This window comes from Telluria sp. PB2R4, from assembly GCF_059685695.1.
Genome location: NZ_JCASIC010000002.1, coordinates 112428 through 135041, shown reverse-complemented (window position 1 = coordinate 135041; position 22614 = coordinate 112428). Strand labels below are relative to the sequence as shown.

Annotated in this window: 15 protein-coding genes and 1 pseudogene; 3 read left to right on the top strand and 13 right to left on the bottom strand. The window is 65.2% G+C overall.

Annotation, left to right across the window (positions count from 1 at the left end; all coding sequences use genetic code 11):
- Positions 1-156: 156 nt before the first annotated feature.
- The 6 genes from AC56LU_RS04055 to AC56LU_RS04030 form a co-directional block, all read right to left on the bottom strand.
- The gene (locus AC56LU_RS04055; protein ID WP_497174713.1) at positions 157-1623 is read right to left on the bottom strand and encodes a UdgX family uracil-DNA binding protein; all 1467 of its coding nucleotides are present in this window, start codon (positions 1621-1623) and stop codon (positions 157-159) included.
- Positions 1620-2849 carry a putative DNA modification/repair radical SAM protein gene (locus AC56LU_RS04050; protein WP_497174319.1) on the bottom strand — a complete coding sequence of 410 codons (1230 nt, stop codon included), beginning with the start codon at positions 2847-2849 and terminating at the stop codon, positions 1620-1622. The genes AC56LU_RS04055 and AC56LU_RS04050 overlap by 4 nt, the downstream gene beginning before the upstream one ends.
- A gap of 160 nt (positions 2850-3009) precedes the next feature.
- On the bottom strand, positions 3010-5778 hold the full coding sequence (locus tag AC56LU_RS04045) for a M16 family metallopeptidase (RefSeq protein WP_497174318.1): 2769 nt from the start codon (positions 5776-5778) through the stop codon (positions 3010-3012).
- Positions 5779-5968: 190 nt separating this feature from the next.
- The gene (locus tag AC56LU_RS04040; RefSeq protein WP_497174317.1) at positions 5969-7513 is read right to left on the bottom strand and encodes an SEL1-like repeat protein; all 1545 of its coding nucleotides are present in this window, start codon (positions 7511-7513) and stop codon (positions 5969-5971) included.
- Positions 7514-7525: 12 nt separating this feature from the next.
- Positions 7526-9748: a putative bifunctional diguanylate cyclase/phosphodiesterase gene (locus AC56LU_RS04035; protein ID WP_497174712.1), complete on the bottom strand. Its 2223-nt coding sequence runs from the start codon at positions 9746-9748 to the stop codon at positions 7526-7528.
- Between the two features lie 7 nt (positions 9749-9755).
- Positions 9756-11891, bottom strand: coding sequence for an HDOD domain-containing protein (locus AC56LU_RS04030; RefSeq protein WP_497174711.1), 2136 nt, complete (start codon positions 11889-11891; stop codon positions 9756-9758).
- 605 nt (positions 11892-12496) lie between these two features.
- Between AC56LU_RS04030 and AC56LU_RS04025 the strand changes: the two genes are divergently transcribed.
- Genes AC56LU_RS04025 through AC56LU_RS04015 form a run of 3 tightly spaced genes read left to right on the top strand, consistent with a single transcriptional unit; the run spans position 12497 to position 13888 of the window.
- Positions 12497-12991 carry an Hcp family type VI secretion system effector gene (locus AC56LU_RS04025; protein ID WP_497174316.1) on the top strand — a complete coding sequence of 165 codons (495 nt, stop codon included), beginning with the start codon at positions 12497-12499 and terminating at the stop codon, positions 12989-12991.
- On the top strand, positions 12982-13497 hold the full coding sequence (locus tag AC56LU_RS04020; protein WP_497174315.1) for a hypothetical protein: 516 nt from the start codon (positions 12982-12984) through the stop codon (positions 13495-13497). The genes AC56LU_RS04025 and AC56LU_RS04020 overlap by 10 nt, the downstream gene beginning before the upstream one ends.
- 1 nt (position 13498) lies before the next feature.
- Complete coding sequence (locus AC56LU_RS04015; RefSeq protein ID WP_497174314.1) at positions 13499-13888, top strand: hypothetical protein; 390 nt, start codon at positions 13499-13501, stop codon at positions 13886-13888.
- A gap of 55 nt (positions 13889-13943) precedes the next feature.
- On the opposite strand, the gene AC56LU_RS04010 is transcribed toward AC56LU_RS04015, so the two are convergent.
- From AC56LU_RS04010 to leuS, 7 genes and pseudogenes are all read right to left on the bottom strand, one after another.
- On the bottom strand, positions 13944-15233 hold the full coding sequence (locus AC56LU_RS04010) for a multidrug effflux MFS transporter (protein WP_497174313.1): 1290 nt from the start codon (positions 15231-15233) through the stop codon (positions 13944-13946).
- Positions 15234-15240: 7 nt separating this feature from the next.
- Positions 15241-16446 (bottom strand): THUMP domain-containing class I SAM-dependent RNA methyltransferase, encoded by a 1206-nt coding sequence (locus tag AC56LU_RS04005; protein ID WP_497174312.1) that lies wholly within the window; start codon positions 16444-16446, stop codon positions 15241-15243.
- Positions 16447-16526: 80 nt separating this feature from the next.
- Positions 16527-16940 carry a CopD family protein gene (locus AC56LU_RS04000; protein ID WP_497174311.1) on the bottom strand — a complete coding sequence of 138 codons (414 nt, stop codon included), beginning with the start codon at positions 16938-16940 and terminating at the stop codon, positions 16527-16529.
- A 13-nt stretch (positions 16941-16953) separates the two neighbouring features.
- Positions 16954-18270, bottom strand: a pseudogene (locus AC56LU_RS03995) (glutamate-5-semialdehyde dehydrogenase); the annotation flags it as partial.
- Positions 18271-18351: 81 nt separating this feature from the next.
- Positions 18352-19365: a DNA polymerase III subunit delta gene (gene holA / locus AC56LU_RS03990; RefSeq protein ID WP_497174310.1), complete on the bottom strand. Its 1014-nt coding sequence runs from the start codon at positions 19363-19365 to the stop codon at positions 18352-18354.
- Positions 19366-19374: 9 nt separating this feature from the next.
- Positions 19375-19881, bottom strand: a complete 507-nt coding sequence (locus AC56LU_RS03985; protein ID WP_497174309.1) for an LPS-assembly lipoprotein LptE — start codon at positions 19879-19881, stop codon at positions 19375-19377.
- A gap of 3 nt (positions 19882-19884) precedes the next feature.
- Complete coding sequence (gene leuS, locus AC56LU_RS03980; protein WP_497174308.1) at positions 19885-22527, bottom strand: leucine--tRNA ligase; 2643 nt, start codon at positions 22525-22527, stop codon at positions 19885-19887.
- Positions 22528-22614: the final 87 nt, after the last annotated feature.

The window sequence follows — 22614 nt, the reverse complement described above, 5'->3', positions numbered from 1 at the left end:
GCAATCGCGGCGCTCAACTCAGCAAAAGCTCAGCAGTTGATGCCGTACGGAAATATTACGAGAGAAAAGTGAATATTCACGCGATTGTGAAGTATTCGACAATGAGATTTTTACGCTGGTGCGTCACTTGCACAACAGTTCAGCAAATCCGGCAATTCATTCCGGCTCGGGCGCATCTGGCCGTTCGAGCAATTCGTGCGCCAGCTTCAGCCCCTTGACCATCACCGAAAAGGCTTCCTGCTTGGCCGCTTCGTCCGGCACCCGCAGCACGTAGGAGGGGTGGTAGATCGTCACCACCCAGCAGCCGTCGACGCGCACCGGCTTGCCGAGGAAGTCCTTCAGCGCGACCGTCCCCTTGCGCATGACGGACTTCAGGGCGGTGGAGCCCATCGCCACGATGACCTTGGGCTTGACCGCGGCCAGCTCCTTTTCCAGCCAGTAGTGGCAAGCCTCGACCTCGCGCTGGGCCGGGGTCTTGTGGATGCGGCGCTTGCCTTTCGGTTCCCATTTGAAGTGCTTGACGGCGTTGGTCAGGTAGATCGTCTTGCGGTCGACGTCGGCCTGGGCGAACACGCGGTCGAGCAGCTTGCCTGCCGGGCCCACAAAGGGCTTGCCGGCCAGGTCTTCCTGGTCGCCCGGCTGCTCGCCCACGACCATGATGGGCGAGTGTTTTGCTCCCTCCCCGCCCACCGCCTGGGTGGCGTACTGCCACAGCTCGCAACGCCGGCATTCGTCGAGCTTCGAGGGCTGCTCGCGGTCCGGCTGCGCCTTCTCGGCGGTGATCGGGATCGTGGCGCCGCCCTTGCGGCCCACCGCCTCCACCTGGCCGATCTTGCGCGCGCCGAGTTCGGCCTGGCTGACCATGGCGGGCACGATCGCGCCCTCCGGCAGGTTCTTCCAGAAGCGCGACGGGATGTGGCTCTGCATCAGCTGGGCGTTGACGCGCGCCGGGTTGAAGATGCTGCGGTAATAGGTGAGCCACAGGGCTTCGCCGGCATCGTCGAGGTCGGCCGCGCTCGACATCAGGGGGCCGGTATTGTGCAGCGACTGGCCGTCCCACAGCACGCTGGCCTCGGGCGTGGCGATCATCCAGCTGACCTTGCCCATGCGGGCCACGAAGTGTTGGGCCACCTGGGGCAACACGTCGTGGTGCGGCTCGAACCAGGCCACGAAGCGCGGGTCGCCGACATCGAGCGGACGCTCGCGGAATCGGATGTAGGCATGCATGTCGTGCTCCTCGCGGCGCACCGCCTTGACCATGCCGTGCAGGCGACTGCCGTCCGGATCGGCGGGCGACTGCACGTCGTGCTCGCCCTGGGTCCAGCGCCACAGCACGCGGTAAAGAAAAGCCCAGCGGTCGGGGGCGCGGAAGCACGCGGCTTTCTGCAGCATCTCCAGCAGCGCGCGCGGCAGGCGTGGCGCAGCGTGTCTTGGCGATTGGGTTTGCTGCATCGGGGTGCCGCCATGATCGTCCGGCCCCGCAGCCGGGGGCACACCCGAGAACAGGTCGCCTCCGTCTGGCGTGCCCCAGTTGACCGCTTCGGGCGGCACGCCGGCGCGCAACAGGTCGCGCGCGGCCGTGCGCCATGCACCGAAGTCGGCCACCTGCGGCGCCTGGATCATGCCGCCTGCAGCTCCGGCCACAGGTTCATCTGCTCGGGCGCATCGGCCAGGTGGCGCCGCAGCAGGTGCGAGCTGGCCGCGCCTTGCACGGGCTTGTAGTCGGCCGTGACGATGAAGGGCGCCAGCTTCTTCATGCTGCAGCGCAGGCGCGACAGGTCTTCCCAGCGGATGCGGCGCAGGCGCCGCAGCTCCACGATGCGCTTGGCATTGCGGATGCCGATGCCCGGCACGCGCGCGATCATGGTCTCGTCGGCGCGGTTCAGGTCGAGCGGGAAGTGCTCGCGGTTCGACAGCGCCCAGCCCAGCTTGGGATCGACGTCGAGCGCCAGGTTGCCCGACTGCGGCATCAGTTCGCCCGCCGTGAAGCCGTAGCCGCGCAGCAGGAAGTCGGCCTGGTACAGGCGGTGCTCGCGCAACAGCGGGGGCGGCGCGGCCGGCACGCTCTTCGGGCTTTGCGGAATCGGGCTGAAGGCCGAGTAGTACACGCGTTTGAGCTTGTAGCTGCCGTACAGCGTCTCGGCCGTGTTCAGGATGGTGTGGTCGTCGCTGGCGTCGGCGCCGACGATCATCTGCGTGCTCTGGCCGGCCGGGGCGAAGCTGGGCGCCTTCGGCTCCTCGGCCTTTTCGTCCAGCTTGCGCCGGATCGAGCCCATCGCCAGCTTGATGGTGTGGACGTTCTTTTCGGGCGCCAGGCGGGTCACGCTGTCGTGGGTCGGCAGCTCGATGTTCACCGACAGGCGATCCGCCCAGCGGCCCGCTTCTTCGATCAGCAGCGGGTCGGCGTCCGGGATGGTCTTGAGGTGGATGTAGCCGCGGAACTTGTGCACTTCACGCAGCTGGCGCGCCACGGCCACCAGCTGCTCCATGGTGTAGTCGGCCGACTGGATGATGCCCGAGCTCAGGAACAGGCCGTCGATGTAGTTGCGGACGTAGAAATCGTGGGTAAGCTTGACCACCTCTTCCACCGAGAAGCGGGCGCGCGGCACGTTGGACGTGCGGCGGTTGATGCAGTACTGGCAGTCGTAGATGCAGAAATTCGTGAGCAGGATCTTGAGCAGCGATACACAGCGGCCGTCCGGCGTGTAGCTGTGGCAGATGCCCATGCCGGTGGTGGCGCCGAAGCCGTCCTTGTCTTCGGACGAACGTTTCGGCGCGCCACTGCTGGCGCAGGACGCGTCGTATTTCGCGGCGTCGGCCAGGATTTCCAGTTTGTCGTTGAGTTCCATCGCGCGCCTCGGACTGTATGGGCATACAGTATACTATCGCGCACCTATGCACAGGACGTGCGGATGGCGTATGCAGGCGCGCTGACGGTTCAATCGCGGGACAAGATGAAAAAAGCCCGGTCAAATGACCGGGCTTTCCAGGACAACAAGAGGGAGTCGATCAGCGAATCGGCTTGCCGTCCGCGTCGACCACGGTCACCTCACCCCAACCCAGCGAGCGCACCCCCGCCTCGATCTTGCGCAGATCACCGATCACCATCCACACCGCCTCATCCGGCTTGATGAACTTGCCCGACGCTGCCGCCAGCTGCTCCTGGCTCAAGGCGCGTACGTTCGACGCGTACTTGCTCCAGTAGTCGTCCGCCAGCCCCAGGTTGACGGTTTCGAGCCCGGCCGATTCGAGCGCGGCGAGGGTCGAGTAGCGGCCCGGCAGGCGCGCCGTCATGCTGCGCATGATGCTTTCGTATTCCTTGCCTACCAGCGGACGCTCGCCCGCGACGCCGCGCAGTTCCTTCTGCACTTCGCGCATCGCCTCGATCGTCTTGTCGGTCTGCACCGGCGCGATGATGACGAAGGGACGCTGGCCGCGCACTTCTGACAGGCGCGCGCTGGTGCCGTAGCTCCAATGCTTGTCCAGTCGCAGGTTGCGGTTCAGGCGCGAGGTCGCCATGCCGCCGAAGTTGGTGATCACCGGTTCCATCGCCAGGTCTTCCGGCTGGCCATAGGCCTGCGAGACGTGGGTCGCGACGATCGTGGACTGCGGCGCATCCGGCTTGTCGACCAGGATCAGGCGCTTGCCCCTGGTGGCAGGGACGGTGGCCATCTTCTTGGCTGGCGCCGTGCCCTGCTGCCACTTGCCGAAGCTCGCTTCCAGCGCCGGCAGCAGCTTGTCCATGGTGGTGTCGCCGGCCACGACGATGGTGGCGCTGCCCGGCTTGAACCAGGTGCCGTGCCATGCCATCAGGTCGTCGCGGGTCAGGCTTTGCACGCTGCCTTCGAAGCCGGACGCCGGCTTGCCGTAGGCGTGGTCGGCGCCGTAAAGCACCGCGGGCACGAGGCGCAGCGCCAGGCTGTTCGGCTGCGCCTTTTCCTGGGCGATGCCGGCGATGCGGCGGCTCTTCGACAGCGCGAACTGGTCTTGCGGGAAGCTCGGGGCCAGCGCGGCTTCGGCCATCAGGTTGAGCGACGGCGCCAGGTTGGCGCTGGTGGCCTGCAGGCGCACCAGCGACTGGTCCTGCGAAGTGCCGGTGTACAGGCGCGCACCCAGGTTTTCCAGCGCATCCGACAGGGCGAAGGCATCGCGGTTCCTGGTGCCCTTGTCCAGCAGGTCGAGGGCCAGCGAGGCGGCGCCGGCCTTGGCGGTGCTGTCCGACGCCGCGCCGGCGTCGACCGCCAGCGAGACGTTGACGATCGGCGCGGTGTGGCGTTCGAGCAGCACGACCTTCAGGCCGTTCTTCAGCTGGGCGCGCTGCAGCGCCGGGAACTTGACGTCCGGGGCCTCGCCCAGGCCTGGCAGCTGCTTGCGGTCCAGGGTGGACTTGGCCGCGGCCAGCTTGGCGGTTGGCCTCACCGTCATCGTGTAGTGGTTGGCGCGCAGCCAGCGGTTGGCCACGAGCTTGACGTCCGCCGGGCTGCTGGTGGCGAACAGCTCGAGGCGGTCGAGGTAGGCGTCCGGCTTGCCGCCGTAGGTCTGGCTTTCGGCCAGCACGTCGTTACGGCCGCCCATGCCGCCCACGCGCTCCAGGCTGCGTGCGAAGTCGGCCAGGTCGCGGGTCTTCACGCGCTTGAGTTCAGCATCAAGCGGGCCCTTCTCGAGCAGCTCGGCCACCACGCGATCCATCTCGCGTTCCACTTCCACCGGGTCGACGCCCGGCTTGACGGTGACCGACAGGTTGAAGGTGCCACCCAGCTCCGCATCGTTCACATAGGCCGAGACGCCGGTGGCCATGCCCTTCTCGTACACCAGGCGCTTGTCCAGGCGCGCGTTCTTGGAACCGGCCAGCACGCCGGCCAGCAGGTTCAGGCGCTGGGTGTCGGCATCCTTCCACGACGAGGTGTGCCAGCTGCGGTAGATGCGCACTTGCGGCACGTGGTCTTCCATCTCGTCGCGGATGTTGCGGTCCAGTTGCGGGATCCACTTCTCGGTACGCGGCAGTGGCGGGCCCGGCGGGATCGCGCCGAAGTACTTGTTCACCAGTTCATAGGCGCGTTCCGGCGTGATGTCGCCGGCCAGCGAGATCACCGCGTTGTTCGGGCCGTAGTAGGTGCGGTACCACTCCTTGATGTCGTCCAGCGAGGCGGCCTGCAGGTCTTCCATGTAGCCGATCGTCGACCACGAATACGGGTGCGAGTATGGGTACATCTTGGCCGAGATTTCCATCCGCACGCGGCCATACGGCTGGTTCTCGCCCTGGCGCTTCTCGTTCGACACCACGCCGCGCTCGCGCTCCAGCATCTCCTTCGAGATGTAGTTGGCGAGGAAGCCCATGCGGTCCGATTCCAGGAACAGGGTGCGCTCGAGCGCCGACACCGGCACGTCTTCGAAGAAGTTGGTGCGGTCGGTGTTGGTGGTGCCGTTGCGGTTGTTCGCGCCGAGGTCGTCCATCGCCTCGCGGAAGCCGTGCGGGTAGTTCTCGGAACCGTTGAAGAAGAAGTGCTCGAACAGGTGGGCGAAGCCGGTCTTGCCGCGCTTCTCGTTGCGCGATCCGACGTGGTACCACATGTTCACGCCGACCACCGGCACGCTGTGGTCGGTGTGGACCAGCAGGGTCAGGCCGTTGGACAGCACGAATTTCTTGTGGTCGATGCTGTAGGCCTTGCGGTCGAATTTGAACGGTGCGGTTTGCTTCGTGGCGGGTGCGGCGGCGTGGGAAGGCAGGGCTGCGGCGGCTGCGAGACCGAGCAGGAGGGGCAGGGCGAGTTTTTTCATGGGCGTCTCGTGGACTGGGTTTGTTGTATGTATGCGTCCCGTCCGATCTTGCGCTGGTTGAACGCGTGGGCGGCACAGCCGCCCACCCTACAGGAATCGCTGAGCTGACGCCAGAGGAAATGGATGCATACGTAGGGTGGGCGGGTCTCCCGCCCACGCGTTCAAATCCGGGATGAACAGGGATAGCGGGTTACGAAAACCCCTGCGCCTGCGCCAGCATTTGCGGCTCCATGCGCGCGGCAATCTTCTTCAGGTAGCCCGACGACGCCGCCACGCCGGCACCGCCGGCACGCTGCAGCCATCCATACGCCTCGACCAGGTCGCGTTGCACGCCCTGCCCTGCCGAATACATCACGCCGAGGTTGAACTGCGCGCGCGCATGCCCCTGGCGCGCCGCGCACAGGTACCAGAAATGCGCCGCTTCGTAATCGCGCTCGATGCCCTTGCCGCAGTCGTGGCGCAGGCCCAGCTCGAACTGCGCCAGCGCATGCCCCTGGTCGGCGGCCTTGTGGAACCAGTCGGTGGCCTCGCGTGGATCGGCATGCTCGGCGCGATCCAGCAGCACGCCCACCATGTACTGCGCCGGCGCGTAATCCTGGGTAGCCGCGCGCCGGTACCATTCCAGCGCCTGGGCCTCGTCGCGCGCCACGCCGACGCCGCCCTCATAGCGCAGACCGAGGTCGAACTGGGCGCGCAGGTGGCCCTGCTCGGCCGCCTTGCGGTACCAGTGCGCCGCCTGGGCGGGATCGGCCGGCACGCCGCTGCCGGCATCGAACAGCTGGCCCAGGTGGTACTGGGCCGAGGGCATGCCCTGCTCGGCAGCCTGGCGGTACCAGTGCGCGGCTTGCACCGGGTCGCGTTCGACGCCCTGCCCGTGCTCGTAGCGCACGCCGAGGTTGTCCTGGGCGCCGGCGTGGCCCTGTTCGGCCGCGCGCCGGTACCAGCCCAGCGCCAGCGCTTCGTCACGCGGCACGCCGTGGCCGCTGTCATGGATGAGGGCGAGGTTGAACTGCGAGCTGGCGTGACCCTGCTCGGCGGCGCGGCCGTACCACAGGATCGCGCGCGCGCTGTCCTGCTCGACGTCCTGGCCCTTGTCGTAGCGCAGGCCGAGGTTGAACTGGGCCGGCGCGTAGCCCTGCTCGGCGGCCTTGCGAAACCAGTCGACCGCCTCGCTGCCGCCGGTGCGCAGCGCGAGGCTGAACTGCGAGCGCGCATAGCCCTGGCTTGCGGCGCGGCGGTACCACTCGGTCGCCGCATCCTGGTCCTGGGGCACGCCCTTGCCGGTCTCGTACATCATGCCGAGGTTGTGCTGCGCGCCCGGCTCGCCCTGGCTTGCCGCCTGGTTGAACCAGTGCAGCGCCTGCCCCACGTCGTTCGACACGCCCTGGCCCTTGGCATACAGCCATCCCAGGTTGTACTGCGCCGGCGCGTAGCCTTGGCTTGCGGCGCGGCCGTACCAGTAGGCGGCCTGGCCGTAGTCCTGGGCCACGCCCTGGCCCTTCTGGTACATCACGCCGAGGTTGTATTGCGCCAGTTCCAGGTCGGCGCTGGCCGCCATGCGGTACCAGGCCACCGCCAGCTCGTAGTTCTGCGGCACGCCCTGGCCGCTGGCGTACATGAAGCCCAGGCTGTGCTGGGCGGTCGGCACGCCGCGCTCGGCCATCCCTTTTACACGCAGGAATTCTGCAGTGTGACGGCCTTCGAGGTCGCCGGATTGGGCCGGGATGTCGAGCATGATGGCCTGGGCTTACGCCTGGATGGCGCGCAGGCCGAACAAGGTCGGCTGGGTGCGCAGCGACTTCATGAATTCGCCCAGCGGGATCGGGCGGTAGTACAGGTAGCCCTGCATCGTCATGCAGCCGTTGGCGCGCAGGTAGCGCGCCTGCTCCTCGGTCTCGACGCCTTCCGCGATCAGGTTCAGGCCCAGGCCGCGCGCGATCGAGATGATCGCCAGGATCACCGGATAGTGGCCGCCCTCTTCGTGGATCTCCTTCACGAAGGACTGGTCGATCTTGACGGTGTGGATCGGGAAGCGGTGCAGGTAGGACAGCGACGAATAGCCGGTGCCGAAGTCGTCGATCGCGATCGACACCCCCAGCTGGCACAGCTTGTTGAGCTGCTCGATCGCGTATTGCGGGTTGCGGATGCAGATGTTCTCGGTGATCTCGACTTCGATCTGGCCCGGCGCGATCCCGTAGCGCACCAGGGCGTTGCGCATCTTCTCGAAGAAGTCGCCGCGGTCGAGGTATTGCGGCGACAGGTTGAGCGACAGGCGCACGTGGTCGGTGCCGGAAGCGTTCCACTGAAGCATGTCGCGGCACAGCGCGCCGATCATCCAGTCCGAGATCGGCAGCATCAGGCCGTTCTCTTCGGCGAAGGGCAGGAACTCGCCGGCCGACAGCACGCCGCGGGTCGGGTGGTTCCAGCGCATCAGCGCCTCGGCGCCGACGATGCGCCCGGTGAGCGCGTCGATCTGCGGCTGGTAGTACATCTCCAGCTCGTGCTGCTCGAGCGCGCGACGCAGTGCCTGCTCGAGCGCGATCTTCTGGTGCGAGATGTCCAGCATCGAGGTATGGTAGAAGCTGTGGCCGTTCTTGCCCTGTGCCTTGACCTGGTACATGGCGATGTCGGCGTGGCGCAGCAGCTCGTCGATCGATTCGCCGTCGGTCGGATAGATCGCGATGCCGATCGAGGCCGAGATGTGCACTTCGTGGCCGTCCAGGTCGAACGGCTGCTGCAGGGTCTCGAGGAACTTGTCGGCCACCATGCGCGCGTCGTCGCGGTCGCGCAGTTCCGGCAGCACGATGGTGAATTCGTCGCCGCCCTGGCGCGCCAGCGTGTCGCCCTTGCGCAAGCAGGTCTTCAGTCGGGTGGCGGCCTGCTGCAGCAGCTCGTCGCCCTTCACGTGCCCCAATGTATCGTTGACCAGCTTGAAGCGGTCCAGGTCGATGAACATCACCGCCAGCTCGGTCTTCTTGCGCTTGGCCTGGATCACGGCCAACCCGAGGCGATCCTTGAACAGGATGCGATTCGGCAGGTCGGTCAGGATGTCGTGGTAGGCCTGGTAGGAGATGACTTCTTCCGCGCGCTTGCGATCGGTGATGTCGCGCGCCACGCCGTAGGTGCCGAAGAATTCGAGCTTCTTCACTTCCTGGTCGGGCACGTGCATGCCGATCGCGTTGAGCGAGATCGTCATCAGCGTGTTGTTGAAGGTGCGCTCGGCGCTGTTGCCGGCGCCGTTCCTGCACTTCAGGCGCAGCTCGACGTTGCGCGAGGCGCGTTCGTCGACGCGGCGCTCGTTGAACACGTAGCGCGCGCGTTCCAGGTCTTCTTCGTGGACCAGCACCGAATAGTGCTTGCCCAACAATTCATCCCGGGAGTAGCCGAGCAGCTGGTAGGCGCGGTCGTTCACGAACGTGAAACGGCCTTCGTGGTTCAGGGTGTAGATGATGTCCGGCGAGGAGTCGACCAGGTAGCGGTACATTTTCTCGGAGGCGTCCAGCTGGTTCGCCATGCGCTGGTTCTCGAGCGCCAGGTGGCGGCCCTTGAGCGCGTTGGCGACGGTGGCCAGCAGCTCTTCGCGTGCGTAGGGCTTGCGCAGGTAGTCGTAGGCGCCGCGCTTGAGCGCGCCGATCGCCGCCTCGATGCCGACTTCGCCGCTCATCACGATCACGTCGGCGTCGATGCCGCGCTCGTTGATGAAGTCCATGATCTCGTGGCCGCCGATGTCGGGCAGGCGCAAATCCAGCAGGACCAGGTCGAAGCGCATGCGCGACAGGTGGGCCAGGGCCTCGCTGCCGGAGCTGGCGGTGGTCAGGGAATAGCCGCGGTCCCTCAAGAGCTCGTACAGCGACGAGAGCAGGCGCGGTTCGTCGTCGACCAGCAGCAGGCGCGGCTGGTTATCGGTTTCCAATGCCGGAGCGAATGCGGGAGCCGGCTCGCCGGAAAACATGGCGTTGTGCGCGTTCATCATGACTTTATGCGGAGCCCAGCGCGCGCGCCGGCAGTGCTACAGGGTTACCAAGCGACGTGCCGGCGGCGGTGCCGGCGCCGGACCAGGCCGGCAGGAGGATTTCGAATGCGGTGCCGCTGCGGCCGCTGCGGCAGGCGATGTGGCCGCCCAGCTTCTTGACCAGGCTATGCACGATCGACAGGCCCAGGCCATGGTGGGCGCCGTCCTTGGTGCTCTTCACCGGCGAGAACAGGTGGGCCAGCACCTCGCGCGACAGGCCGGGGCCGTTGTCGCTGACGCTAAGCTCCAGATACAGCTGGCGCTCGCGGTTCACGTGGCCGCGGTTGACGATCTCGACCCGTCCGCCGCTCGTGCCGAGGGCTTCGATGGCGTTCTTCACGAGGTTCACCAGGATCTGTTTGAGCACGTCGGCGTCGCCCTCGATGCGGGTGGCCTCGTCGTGCATGATGACATGGATGTCCACCGTGCTGGGGACGAAGCCGGTGCTGCGGAACAGGCGCTGTACTTCGTCGACCACCTTGACGACGTCGGTCGGGCGCGGGCCCGCTTCGATCGGCTTGATGTCGGCCAGGCTGCTGACCAGCTGCCCGACGCGGTCGATCTCTTCGTTCAGGATCGACATCTCGGTGCTGACCGGTTCCTGGCGCGCCAGCTTGCTGTCGAGGACACTCAGGTAGTTCTTGATGATCGACAGCGGATTGTTCACTTCGTGCACCACGCGGCGCGAGGCTTCGCGGTATTCCTCGGCCACGTGGGCAAGCTGGCGGCGCGCGTGACCGCGCTCGGACAGCATGTTCTCCAGCGCGGCGGCGGCCTGCGCCCCGAAGGACTGCATGAAGCGTTCGCGCCGCTGGCAATACGGGACCTGCCAGGCGGCGATGCCGCCGATCAGGACGCCCAGGCAGCGCGCGCCGGCGACCAGCGGCACGCACACCATGCTCTCGGTGCCGAGCATGCGCAGCAGCTGTTCTTCGGCCAGGCCCAGCGAGCCGTCGGCGCGCATGGCGTCCGCATCGCCGCCAATGAAGGCCGGACGGCGCTCCAGCGCGCTCTTGGCGATCGCGCCGCCCTTGGCAAGCGGCACGGCGAATTCGGCGATGCGCTGGCTGCCAGGAACCGGCGCGCCCACCAGGGCGTGGCCGGTCGGGTTCTCGAGCAACACCACGGCATTGCCGAAGTCGAACAGGATGCGCGCCGAGCGCGTCATCGCTTCCAGCAGGCCGGATTCGCCTTGCTGGCGCGCGAAGCTCTGGCCTACTTCCGACACCAGCACCATGTTGCGCACTTCTTCGGACAGGCGCTGCTGCACCGGGTCGAGGCTCGGGGGCGCATAGGCCGGCGGCGCCGGGATGTCGTCGGCGCCGGCCAGGTCGATGCCGAGATGGGCGGCGGCCTTGTCGACCTGGCGCGCGGCGCCGGCCAGCATCTGGCCGGCCTGCTCGCCGTCGATGCCGCACAGGGCAGCGGCCTGCGCGACGGCCTGCTCGTCGTCCGCATGGCTGGTCAGCACGTGGGCCAGGCGCACGATGCGGATCAGGGGATGGGCCGACTCCAGGCGTTCGCTCGGCTCGTGGTGGTACAGCACCGCGTCTGCCAGGAAGGAGTCGAGCTGCCAGCGCTCGATCAGCCAGGCGCCGGCTTCGGCGTGGGTGATCTGCAGCGTGCGCTGTTCGACGGCGCACAGGTCTTCGTCATCGCGCGCGGTGAAGTTGAAGGCGTATTCCTTGGGGGCGGTGGCCAGCAGCGCCAGGCGGCCGACGTTGTGCAGCAGGCCCGCCAGGTAGGCTTCTTCCAGGTGCGGGTACTCGACCGCACGCGCGATTTCCTTCGCGATCACGGCCGTGCTCAGCGAATTCTTCCAGAAGGCGCGCAGGTCGGTGCTGCCGGAATGCGGGAAGTTGTTAAAGGTCTGGAACACCGAATCGCTGATGACCAGCGTCTTGATCATGTCGGTGCCGAGGGCGACCAGCGACTGCTCGAGGTTGACGTTGCGGGTGTGGCGCTGGTAGGCGGAGCTGTTGGCGACCGCCAGCAGCTTTCCCGTCATGCCGGCGTCCTTCGAAATCAGGGCGGCCAGTTCCGGCATGCCGAGGTCGTCGGCCTGCAGGTGTTCGATGAGACGCACGAGGATCTGCGGCATTGCCGGCAGACGGGCAATCAGCAGACGATTGCGGATATCTTGATCCGAAGCTTGCATGGTCTCAAACGTGGCCGCTTGTCGAGGGTTGTCCGAGGCAGCCCAGGACGGGATGCCACACAGTCTTGCTCATTTATCTACCAAACAGAACAATGTTTCAGGGTTTGTTCTGGGCATGAAAAACTTATCTTAGCATATAGACATTTCTGATCGGGAACAATACTTTCTGTAAAAAGTGTTGTCGAGACGTCGCTCTAAAGGTAGAGGCGTAATCAGACGATTCCGAAACAATCGGAAGATTATTTCATATATGCATGCATGTATGAAATTTTATTTCATCTAGGGTGATCGGCGCGCAGCTATCCGAAGAAGATCTCGCCAAACGTCAGCAGAGCGACACACAGCATCCAATACTGCAGTGCTGCAGCTGCGCCGCCACTTGCACGCTGCACCGAGATTGAGGCGTGCCAAACCGAACTATGCCACGTCATCATCTGAATCTGCTCGATCGCTTGTGAGCAATCACGGCCTCTGTTGCGCGTCCCCAATCGGTCACTGAACGCACCAAGGAAGAATGGCCGATGTCGTTAACCAATCGGAGAGAAGACATGGCGATCGATGTATATCTGCAAATCGACGGCATCAAGGGCGAATCAGCGGATTCCAAACATCAGCAATGGATCGAGATCAGTTCGGCGCAGTGGGGCGTCGTGCAGCCCACGATCGCATCAGGTTCTGCTGCTGGAGGACGCACAACCGGACGCAGTGAATACCATACGCTGTCGATCGTCAAGCACGTTGACCTCGCTTCGCCCGTACTGATGCAGACCTGCTCGTCGGGTAAAACCATTCCCAAGGCGAAGATGGAATTCATGCGGGCCGATGGCGACGGAAACCGGGTGAAGTATTACGAACTCGAACTGGAGAATGTGTTGATCACCAACATGGAGCAGATGGTGACCGAGGGAAGCATTCTTTGTGACCGCATCGGCCTGCAGTTCGCCAAGGTGAAATGGAAGTACGCGCAGCAGAAGATTGGCGGTGGCATGGGCGGCAATACTGCAGGCGGCTGGGACCTGTCCTGCAACAAGTCATGCGCTTGATGGAGGCGACCGTGCCCGATGAAAAACCGGACCCGCTCCGGCCTACCCAGGACAAGCGCGGCTTCTACATGCTGCCGCAGGCGCCGATGGAAGCTGGCTACTACACCTATGGCCTGATGGACGGGAAACCGGATAGAGGCGGATACCAGTACGCGCACCCGATCATGATGACGGCAATCCTGCGCGTAGGTCTGGCGTGGCAGGCCATCGATAAGCGCCGCTTCGGTGTGGGGAATATCAGCCGGGCCGACAAGTTTGATGATGATGAACACAAATCCCATCTGGACGGGCTTCAGGTCGACGTGCGTGCGCTCCGAAAAGATGGTTTGCATCTGCCTGTACGGTGGGGCGACAAGGAGTATGACCAGGAGGCCACTGAAAAGCTGATCGGGTTGTTCCGCACCTTCGCGCCAGTTACTGTTGTCTACTTCAACGATCCGAAAATACCTTTCGTGAAGCCCCTCATCGGTCACAACGACCATTTCCACGTAGGTCTGCGAGGATGATATGAAAAAAACAATTGCGGCCGTTCTTGCCGCAGGTGGAGTTGTTTCGTTGGCCTTGGCCGCCGATACGCTGGGTACGTGGCAGCCGCTCCAGGACAGCCGTTACAAGATCTTTTCCGGCGAGACCGTGGCCTATGGCGAAGCCCCCACAGCGAAGGATCGAAAATTGTCCGTCGTCGTCAAAGGGCTAGCGGCAAAGGAAATATTCGAATCGATTGGCCCTGATGCTCATGAAAAATGCAGTCCCGAGAAGGATGACCGAGAGCGGAACAAGGGTGCTGTCCAGTGCATGTACACAGTCAAGGACGCCAACGCAGCAGGGACGGGGTATCGGTGCTGGATTGGGGTCAATCTGATCAGTGGACAGGGCATTCCTACGGTGTCTTGCTAACCCCCTAGTGATGGTGAACAATCGAATTCCACGTTGAATAGCGTGAACGCGACAGTCAAGGCATCGGATGCCCGTCGCGGATCTTCTGGCGTCGGTAGCGGCGCGCCGTTGCCCAGCAGGCCAGTGCCAGCAAGGCGAAGCCGGCCTGGCCGAGCGCCAGCGCCAGCACCGAGTGCGACAGCATCGGCGAAATCACGCCGGCCACGATCGCGCCCATCAGCGTGGTAACAAAAGACTGGCACGAGGCCACGGTGCCGCGGATGTGCGGGAACAGGTCGAGCGCCAGCAGGGTGGCGCCCGGCGCGATGATCGAGCTGCCGAAGGTGAAGAAGAACATGTGCGCCACGCTCCACGGGAGCGCGGGCGGCAGGAAGCTGTGGTAGGCCACGTTGAAGGTGATCGCGCCCAGCATGAAGAAGAAGCCGACCCGGATCTGGCGCGCGAAGGTCATCTTGCCGGCCATGCGGTTGGCCGCCAGCGCGCCCAGGAAGATCCCGCTCACGGTCGGCACGAACAGCCAGGCGAACTGCGACGGTCCCAGGCCCAGGTGCTCGGGCAGCAGCACCGGCGCCGACGCGATGTACAGGAACAGGCCGGCGAAGTTGAGCGCCACCACGCCCGCCTTCATGTGGAACAGGAAGGAGCTGAAGATGGCGCCGTAGCTCTGGGCCAGGAAGCGCGGGTTGAACGGCTGGCGCCGCTCCTTCGGCACCGTCTCGGGCAGGTGCTTCCACGAGAACCAGCCCAGCGCCACGGTGTACACGCACAGCGCCAGGAAGATCGCGCGCCAGTCGAAGAAGCTCACGATCCAGCCGCCCACCACCGGCGCGATGGCCGGCGCGATCGAGAAGATCATCGTCACCATCGACAGCAGGCGCGCCGCCTCGGCGTCCGAATACAGGTCGCGGATGATGGCGCGCCCCACCACCACGCCCGCCCCCGCCGACACCCCCTGCATGATGCGGAACACCCACAGGTAATGCACCGAGCTGGCCGCCGCGCAGCCGAAGGTGCCGATCGCGAACACGACCAGCGCGAACAGGACCACGTTGCGCCTTCCAAACGCATCGGACAGCGCACCATGCCACAGCACCATGCCGGCGAAGGCCAGCATGTAGGCGGTCAGGGTCTGCTGCACCTCCACCGCCGACGCGTTCAGCTCGGCGCGGATCTGCGGGAAGGCCGGCAGGTAGGCGTCGATCGAGAACGGCCCCAGCATCGACAGCCCGGCCAGCAGCGTGGCCAGTCCGCCCGCGGTCAGCATCGCGATCTTGTGGGGCGGGGGCAGCGGAACCGGGATGACCGGATCCTTGGGCAGGTCGTCGGGGTCGGTCGGCGGCAGCATGGAGGGCTTATTGCTCCTGTTTTGGTTTTGCTTCCTCGCGGCGATTGAAGCCCGCCACCATGTCGAAGCGGAACAGGCGGCATTCGAGCGCGCCATTGAAGAACGGGGTCTTGCGCGATTCCTTCAGGCGCAGCAGCTTGGGCAGGGTCAGGTCGGCGGTGAACAGGAACACGGTCCAGCCGGCGAAGCGCTGCTTGAGCGTGGTGCCGAGCGCCGAGTAGAAGGACACCGCCATCTCGTCCTGCGGCACGGTGGAGTCGCCGCGCACGCCGATCCGCTCGCCGTAGGGCGGGTTGGTCAGCAGGACGCCTGCTTGCTCGGTCGGCGGCGACACATGCTGGGCCTCGATCTGCTTGAGCGGCACCTCGAACAGGATGCCGGCGATCTTCAGGTTGTGCCGGGTCATCGCGACCATGTCGCCCGAGATGTCGGAACCGAAGATGGTGGGTTCGCTCGGCAGCGGGTTCGGCTTGATCTCGGCCTTCATCGCCGCCCAGGCCTCGCGGTCGAAGTCGGCGAACTTCTCGAAGGCGAACCGGCGGCGCGCACCCGGCGGGATGCCCTGTACCATCTGCGCCGCTTCGACCAGGATGGTGCCGGATCCGCACATCGGGTCGAACAGCGGCACGCCCGGCTTCCAGCCGGACACGCGCAGCATGCCGGCCGCCAGGTTCTCGCGCAGGGGCGCGTCGCCGGTCTCTTCACGCCAGCCGCGCTTGAACAGCGCTTCGCCCGAGGTGTCGAGGTAGATGATGAAGTTGCGCTGGTCGAGGAAGCCGACGATGCGCATGTCCGGCTCGCGGGTGTCGACCGAGGGACGCTTGTTGAACTGGTCGCGGAAGCGGTCGCAGATGGCGTCCTTGATCTTCAGCGTGGTGAATTCGAGGCTCTTCAGCGGGGACTTCACCGCGGTGACGTCGACCCGGATGGTGTGGCTGACGCCAAACCAGTCTTCCCAGGGTTGCTCGAGCACCAGGTCGTAGATGTCGTTCTCGTTGTTGTAGCTGCGCTGGCCCATGCGCATCAGCACCCGCGACGCAATGCGCGAATGCAGGTTGATGCGGTAGGAATCGACCAGTGAGCCTGAGCAGTGCACACCGCCCGGCACCTGGTTGTGCACCTTCATCGTGGTGCTGTGCTGGGCGATTTCGCCCAGTTCTTCGGCAAGTGCCGCTTCCATGCCGCGCGGGCATGGGCAGAAATATGAGGCCATGAGGGGTACCCTTTGTCCGTTAATAAAAATGTTATGCGCCGCCGGTCCGCACCGGCGGCTTCAATGCCGGGTAAAGCCGCTCAGAATGGCTTCACGACGACCAGGATCACGATCGCCAGCAACAGCAGCACCGGCACTTCATTGAAGTAGCGGTACCACTTGTGGCTGCGCGCGTTGACACCGCGTTCGAATTTCTTCAGCAAGGATCCACAGGCATGATGGTAGCCGATCGCCAAAACCACCAGCGCGAGCTTCGCGTGCAGCCAGCCGCCCCGGATGCCGTAGCCCAGCCACAGCCAGACGCCCAGCACCAGTGCCGGCACCATCAGGATCGTGGTGAAGCGGTACAGCCGGCGGCCCATGCCCAGCAGGCGCTCGAGCGCCGCCGGATTGGTTTCCTGGGCCAGGTTCACGAAAATGCGCGGCAGGTAGAACAGCCCGGCGAACCAGGACGCGATGAAGACGATGTGCAGGGCCTTGATCCAGAGGTACATGCGTTTCCTTTTGTTATGCCCGGACTTCGCCGTGCCCGAACACCACGTACTTCAGCGAAGTGAGTCCTTCCAGCCCGACCGGACCGCGCGCGTGCAGCTTGTCGTTCGAGATGCCGATCTCCGCGCCCAGCCCGTATTCGAAGCCGTCGGCGAAGCGGGTCGAGGCGTTCACCATCACCGAGGCCGAATCGACCTCGCGCAGGAAGCGCAGCGCGGCGCTGTAGTCTTCGGTGATGATCGATTCGGTGTGCTTCGACGACCAGGTGTTGATGTGGTCGATCGCCCCATCCAGCCCTTCCACCACGCGGATCGCCAGGATCGGCGCCAGGTATTCGGTGCTCCAGTCCTGTTCGGTGGCGTGCGCCAGATACGGGTAGCCGGCAAGGATCGCATGCGCCTCATGGTCCGCGCGCAGCTCGACCTCTTTCGTCTTGTAGAGCTCCGCCAGCTGCGGCAGCACGACGGGCGCGACCGACCGGGCGACCAGCAGCGTTTCCATGGTGTTGCAGGTGCCGTAGCGGTGGCACTTGGCGTTGAAGGCCACCGGCAGCGCCTTGGCGATGTCGGCCTTGTCGTCGATGTAGACGTGGCAGATCCCGTCCAGGTGCTTGATCATCGGGACCGTGGACTCGTCCATCAGGCGCGCGATCAGGCTTTTCCCCCCGCGCGGGACGATCACGTCCACGTACTGCGGCATCGTGATCATTGCGCCGACCGCGGCGCGGTCGGTCGTGTCGACCACCTGCACCGCATCCAGCGGCAGGCCGGCGCCCTGCAGGCCCTCGGACACCAGCCTGGCCAGCGCGCGGTTGCAGTGGATCGCTTCCGAGCCGCCGCGCAGGATCGCCGCGTTGCCGCTCTTGATGCACAGGCCGGCCGCATCCACCGTCACGTTCGGGCGGGCTTCGTAGATGATGCCGATGACGCCCAGCGGCACGCGCATCTGGCCGACCTGGATGCCGCTCGGACGCGACTTCATGTTGGTGATCTCGCCGACCGGATCGGCCAAGGTGACGATCTGGCGCAGGCCCTCGACCATGGTCTTGATGGCGCCGTCGGACAGTGCCAGGCGGTCCAGCATTGCCGGTTCCAGGCCGCCGGCGCGGGCCGCTTCCATGTCCTGCTGGTTAGCGGCGCGCAGCACGTCGGCGTCGCGCTCGATGGCCTCGGCGATCAGGAGCAGCGCGCGGTTGCGCGTGGCGCCGTCGGCGCGCGCCATGGCGCGTGAAGCGGCACGGGCCTTGCGGCCCATGGAGTGCAGTTGTTCGGTGATGTCCATCGTCGTCGTTCCCGTAGTGCGATTTTCGTAGGGTGGGCGGCTCCGCCGCCCACGCGTTCAGCCAGCGGGGGAATGGCCGAGGTGCATCAAGTCACGGTGTAGTTGAACGCGTGGGCGGGAGACCCGCCCACCCTACCGTGCAACACGGAGCGCTAATTGAAGCATCGCATCCCAGGCATCTCCAGCGAACGCCTTGGCACGCAGCCCCTTGACCATCCGGTCCACCTGCGCCGCCTCCTGCAGCGCCGCTTCCAGCGTGGCGCTGGAGACGCGCCGCAGCGCCGGTTCCATCATCCGCTCGCGCGGCCCCCAGATGCGGTATTCCTTCAGCAGCGCGCCCAGCGGACGGCCCTGCGCCATCCCGGATTTCAATTTTAGCAGCGTGCGGATTTCTTCACTGACGGCCCACAAAACCAGCGGCAGCGCCTCGCCCTCGCCTTTCAGTCCGTCGAGCATGCGCGCCAGGCGCGCCGGGTCGCCGTGCAGCATCGCCTCGGACAGCTTGAACACGTCGTAGCGCGCCACGTTCAGCACCGCGTCGTGCACCTGCTCGAAGCTCAGCTTGCCCGGTTCGTACAGCAGGCCGAGCTTCTGGATTTCCTGGTGCGCCGCCAGCAGGTTGCCCTCGACGCGGTCGGCGATGAAATCCAGGCTCTGGCGCTCGGCGCTCTGCCCCTGGCTTGCCAGGCGCGTGCCGATCCAGCCCGGCAAGGCGGGACGCTCGACGTTCGGGATCTCGATATAGACCGCCGCCGCCTGCAGCGCCGCCACCCACGAGGCCTTGGCGGTCTGCCAGTCGAGTTTCGGCAGGGTGATCAGGGTGAGGTTGTCGGGGCTGAGGTCCTTGGCGTAGGCCTGCAGGGCGGCGCTGCCGTCCTTGCCCGGCTTGCCGCCAGGGATGCGCAGCTCGATCAGCTTCTTGTCGCCGAACAGGGACATGGCCTGGTTCGCCGCCAGCAGCTCGCCCCACTTGAAGCTGCGCTCGACCGTGAGCACGTCGCGCTCGGTGTAACCCTGGGCGCGCGCCGTCTTGCGGATGCGGTCGGCCGCTTCCAGCGCGAGCAGGTGCTCGTCGCTGGTAATCACGTACAAGGGCGCGAGGCCCTTGGCCAGGTGGCCGTCGAGGGCCTCAGGCCGCAGTTGCATAACTCTGTCTCAGGCTGGTTTGATGGCCGCGAGGCGGCGCAGGATCTGCTGCACCAGGTCGGCCTGCATGTCGCGGTACAGCAGCGCTTCTTCCGATTCCTTGGCCAGCACCTGCGATTCGTCGAAGGCGATGTTGCGGCGCAGGGTGATCTCGGTCGGTCCCAGCAGCTCCTTGTTGTTGGCGTCACGTACGCGGAACACCAGCGTGTAGCTCAGCGCGTATTCGCGCACCCGGCCCAGGCTGTTCAGCGACAGGATCGCCTTGCCGCGCGATTCGCCCAGCACGTCGAACAGCGCTTCCGCCTTCGACGCATCGTCCTCGATGCGCACGGAATCGCCCGCGCGCAGGTTGCGCTTGAGCTCCGTGCCCAGCGGCGAGGTCTCGGGGAAGGCCAGGTAGATGCTCTTGAAGGGCATGTTGTACTGGCCGTTCGAGCCGCGCAGCTGGAAGCCGCAACCCGCGAGGATTGCCGCCGCCAGGACCGCCATGAGGAGGCGCACCACGATGGTCTTCATCGCTTACACCACGATGTTGACGAGTTTGCCGGGGACGACGATGACTTTCTTCGGCGTGCCTTCGATGAACTTCTGCACCGATTCCTCGGCCAGCGCGGCCGCTTCGATACTCGCCTTGTCGGCATCCTTGGCCACCTTGACCGAGCCGCGCAGCTTGCCGTTCACCTGGATCATCATCTCGATCTCGGACTGCTCCAGCGCTTGCGGGTCGACCTCGGGCCACTGCACGTTGAGGATGTCGCCGTAGACGGCGGCATAGCCCAGCTCCTGCCACAGCGCGTGGGTGATGTGCGGCGCCACCGGGTTCAAGAGGCGCAGGAAGATCGAGAAGCCTTCGGCGATGACGGCGTCGGATGCGACGCCTTCGGCCAGCTTGCTCGATTCCAGCGTGTTCAGCATCTTCATGCAGGCCGACACCACGGTGTTGTACTGGATGCGCTTCAGGTCGTAGTCGGCCTGCTGCAGCACCTTGTGCACTTCGCGGCGCAGGGTTTTCTGCGCGTCGTCCAAGGAACCTTGCTTCTGGCCGGCCAGGGCCGCGGCGATACGCTCGCGCTGCGCGTAGCCATAGGCCCAGACGCGGCGCAGGAAGCGGCTCGCGCCTTCGACGCCGCTGTTCGACCACTCCAGGGTCTGTTCCGGCGGCGAGGCGAACATGGTGAACAGGCGCGCGGTGTCGGCGCCGTACTGCTCGATCTGGGCCTGCGGGTCGATGCCGTTGTTCTTCGACTTCGACATCTTCTCGGTGCCGCCGATGTTCACCGGCTGGCCGTCCGATTTCAGCACGGCGCTCTGCGGACGGCCCTTGTCATCAAAAGTGAGCTCGACATCGGCTGGATTGAACCAGGTCTTCTTGCCGGACGCGTCTTCGCGATAGTAGGTCTCGTTGAGCACCATGCCTTGCGTGAGCAGGTTGACGAAGGGCTCGTCGAACTTCAACAGGCCGAAGTCCCGCATCACCTTGGTCCAGAAGCGCGCGTACAGCAGGTGCATGACCGCGTGCTCGATGCCGCCGATGTACTGGTCCATCGGCATCCAGTAATCGTTGCGCGCGTCGACCATCGCGTCGTTCGAACCCGGCGAGGTATAGCGCATGTAGTACCAGGACGAATCGATGAACGTATCCATCGTGTCGGTCTCGCGGCGCGCCGGCTTGCCGCACTTCGGGCAGGAGCAGGCCAGGAAGGCTTCGTCCTTGTTCAGCGGGTTACCGGTGCCGTCCGGGACCAGGTGCTCCGGCAGCACGACCGGAAGGTCTTGCTCGGGCACGGGCACCGCGCCGCAGTCGCCGCAGTGGATCATCGGGATCGGGGTACCCCAGTAGCGCTGGCGCGAGATGCCCCAGTCGCGCAGGCGGAAGGTCACCTTCTTGTCGCCCAGTTCTTGCGCGGCAAGGTCGCCCGCCACCGCGTTGACGGCGGCGATGTAATCGAGACCGTCGTACTTGCCGGAGTTGATGGTGCGGCCGTTCTCTTTGTCGCCGTACCACTCCTGCCAGCCCTCGAGCGAGAATTCCTGGCCTTCGACAGCGACCACCTGCTTGATCGGCAGATCGTATTTTTTCGCGAAGCCGAAATCGCGTTCGTCGTGGCCCGGCACGCCCATCACGGCGCCGTCGCCGTAGGTCATCAGGACGTAGTTGCCGACCCAGACCGGCAGCTGTTCGCCGGTAATCGGATGGGTGACGGTGAGACCGGTCGGCATGCCCTTCTTCTCCATCGTCGCCATGTCGGCTTCGATGACGGAGCCCAGCTTGCACTCGGCGATGAAGGCCTGCAGTTCCGGGTTGTTCTGTGCGGCGTGCTGGGCCAGCGGGTGTTCGGCCGCCACGGCGCAGAAGGTCACGCCCATGATGGTGTCGGCGCGGGTGGTGAAGACGTACAGCTTGCCGTCGTTGATGGGTTCACCCGACGCGTCCTTGATATCGTGCGGGAAGGCGAAGCGCACGCCGGTCGACTTGCCGATCCAGTTGGCCTGCATCACGCGCACGCGCTCCGGCCAGCCCGGCAGCTTGTTGTCGACGTAGTCCAGCAGCTCGTCCGCGTACTCGGTGATGCGCACGTAGTACATCGGGATCTCGCGCTTCTCGATCAGCGCGCCCGAACGCCAGCCGCGGCCGTCCACCACCTGTTCGTTGGCCAGCACGGTCTGGTCCACCGGGTCCCAGTTCACGGTGCCGGTCTTCTGGTAGATGATCCCTTTTTCCAGCATCTTGAGGAACATCCACTGGTTCCACTTGTAGTATTCCGGCTTGCAGGCGGTCATCTCGCGCGACCAGTCGATGGCCAGGCCCATCGATTCCATCTGCCCGCGCATGTGCGCGATGTTCGAATAGGTCCACTCCGCGGGCGGCACGTTGTTCGCCATCGCCGCGTTCTCGGCCGGCATGCCGAAGGCGTCCCAGCCCATCGGCATCAGGACGTTGTAGCCGTTCATCCGCAGGTAGCGGTACATCACGTCATTGATCGTATAGTTGCGCACGTGACCCATGTGCAGCTTGCCCGACGGGTAAGGCAGCATCGAGCAGGCGTAATACTTGCCTTTTGGGAAACGCGGGTCGTGTTCGACGGCTTTATAGGCGTCGATCGACTTCCAGTAGGCCTGGGCGGCCTGTTCTACTTCGGCTGGACTATATTTTTCTTGCATGATTTCTGCAGACGTAATGAGGGGTGGAACCGGACATTATACTGTGTCGTATTGCACTGCGGCGAAAGGCAGGGCCACAATGAAAAA

Bases quoted from the DNA above. Each gene is read 5' to 3' on its own strand.
- AC56LU_RS03985 (WP_497174309.1), bottom strand. From the start codon at position 19,881: ATGAAGACCATCGTGGTGCGCCTCCTCATGGCGGTCCTGGCGGCGGCA.
- AC56LU_RS04035 (WP_497174712.1), bottom strand. From the start codon at position 9,748: ATGAACGCGCACAACGCCATGTTTTCCGGCGAGCCGGCTCCCGCATTC.
- AC56LU_RS04050 (WP_497174319.1), bottom strand. From the start codon at position 2,849: ATGGAACTCAACGACAAACTGGAAATCCTGGCCGACGCCGCGAAATAC.
- AC56LU_RS04005 (WP_497174312.1), bottom strand. From the start codon at position 16,446: ATGGCCTCATATTTCTGCCCATGCCCGCGCGGCATGGAAGCGGCACTT.
- AC56LU_RS04030 (WP_497174711.1), bottom strand. From the start codon at position 11,891: ATGCCGCAGATCCTCGTGCGTCTCATCGAACACCTGCAGGCCGACGAC.
- AC56LU_RS04000 (WP_497174311.1), bottom strand. From the start codon at position 16,940: ATGTACCTCTGGATCAAGGCCCTGCACATCGTCTTCATCGCGTCCTGG.
- holA (WP_497174310.1), bottom strand. From the start codon at position 19,365: ATGCAACTGCGGCCTGAGGCCCTCGACGGCCACCTGGCCAAGGGCCTC.
- leuS (WP_497174308.1), bottom strand. From the start codon at position 22,527: ATGCAAGAAAAATATAGTCCAGCCGAAGTAGAACAGGCCGCCCAGGCC.
- AC56LU_RS04040 (WP_497174317.1), bottom strand. From the start codon at position 7,513: ATGCTCGACATCCCGGCCCAATCCGGCGACCTCGAAGGCCGTCACACT.
- AC56LU_RS04025 (WP_497174316.1), top strand. From the start codon at position 12,497: ATGGCGATCGATGTATATCTGCAAATCGACGGCATCAAGGGCGAATCA.
- AC56LU_RS04015 (WP_497174314.1), top strand. From the start codon at position 13,499: ATGAAAAAAACAATTGCGGCCGTTCTTGCCGCAGGTGGAGTTGTTTCG.
- AC56LU_RS04020 (WP_497174315.1), top strand. From the start codon at position 12,982: ATGCGCTTGATGGAGGCGACCGTGCCCGATGAAAAACCGGACCCGCTC.
- AC56LU_RS04045 (WP_497174318.1), bottom strand. From the start codon at position 5,778: ATGAAAAAACTCGCCCTGCCCCTCCTGCTCGGTCTCGCAGCCGCCGCA.
- AC56LU_RS04010 (WP_497174313.1), bottom strand. From the start codon at position 15,233: ATGCTGCCGCCGACCGACCCCGACGACCTGCCCAAGGATCCGGTCATC.
- AC56LU_RS04055 (WP_497174713.1), bottom strand. From the start codon at position 1,623: ATGATCCAGGCGCCGCAGGTGGCCGACTTCGGTGCATGGCGCACGGCC.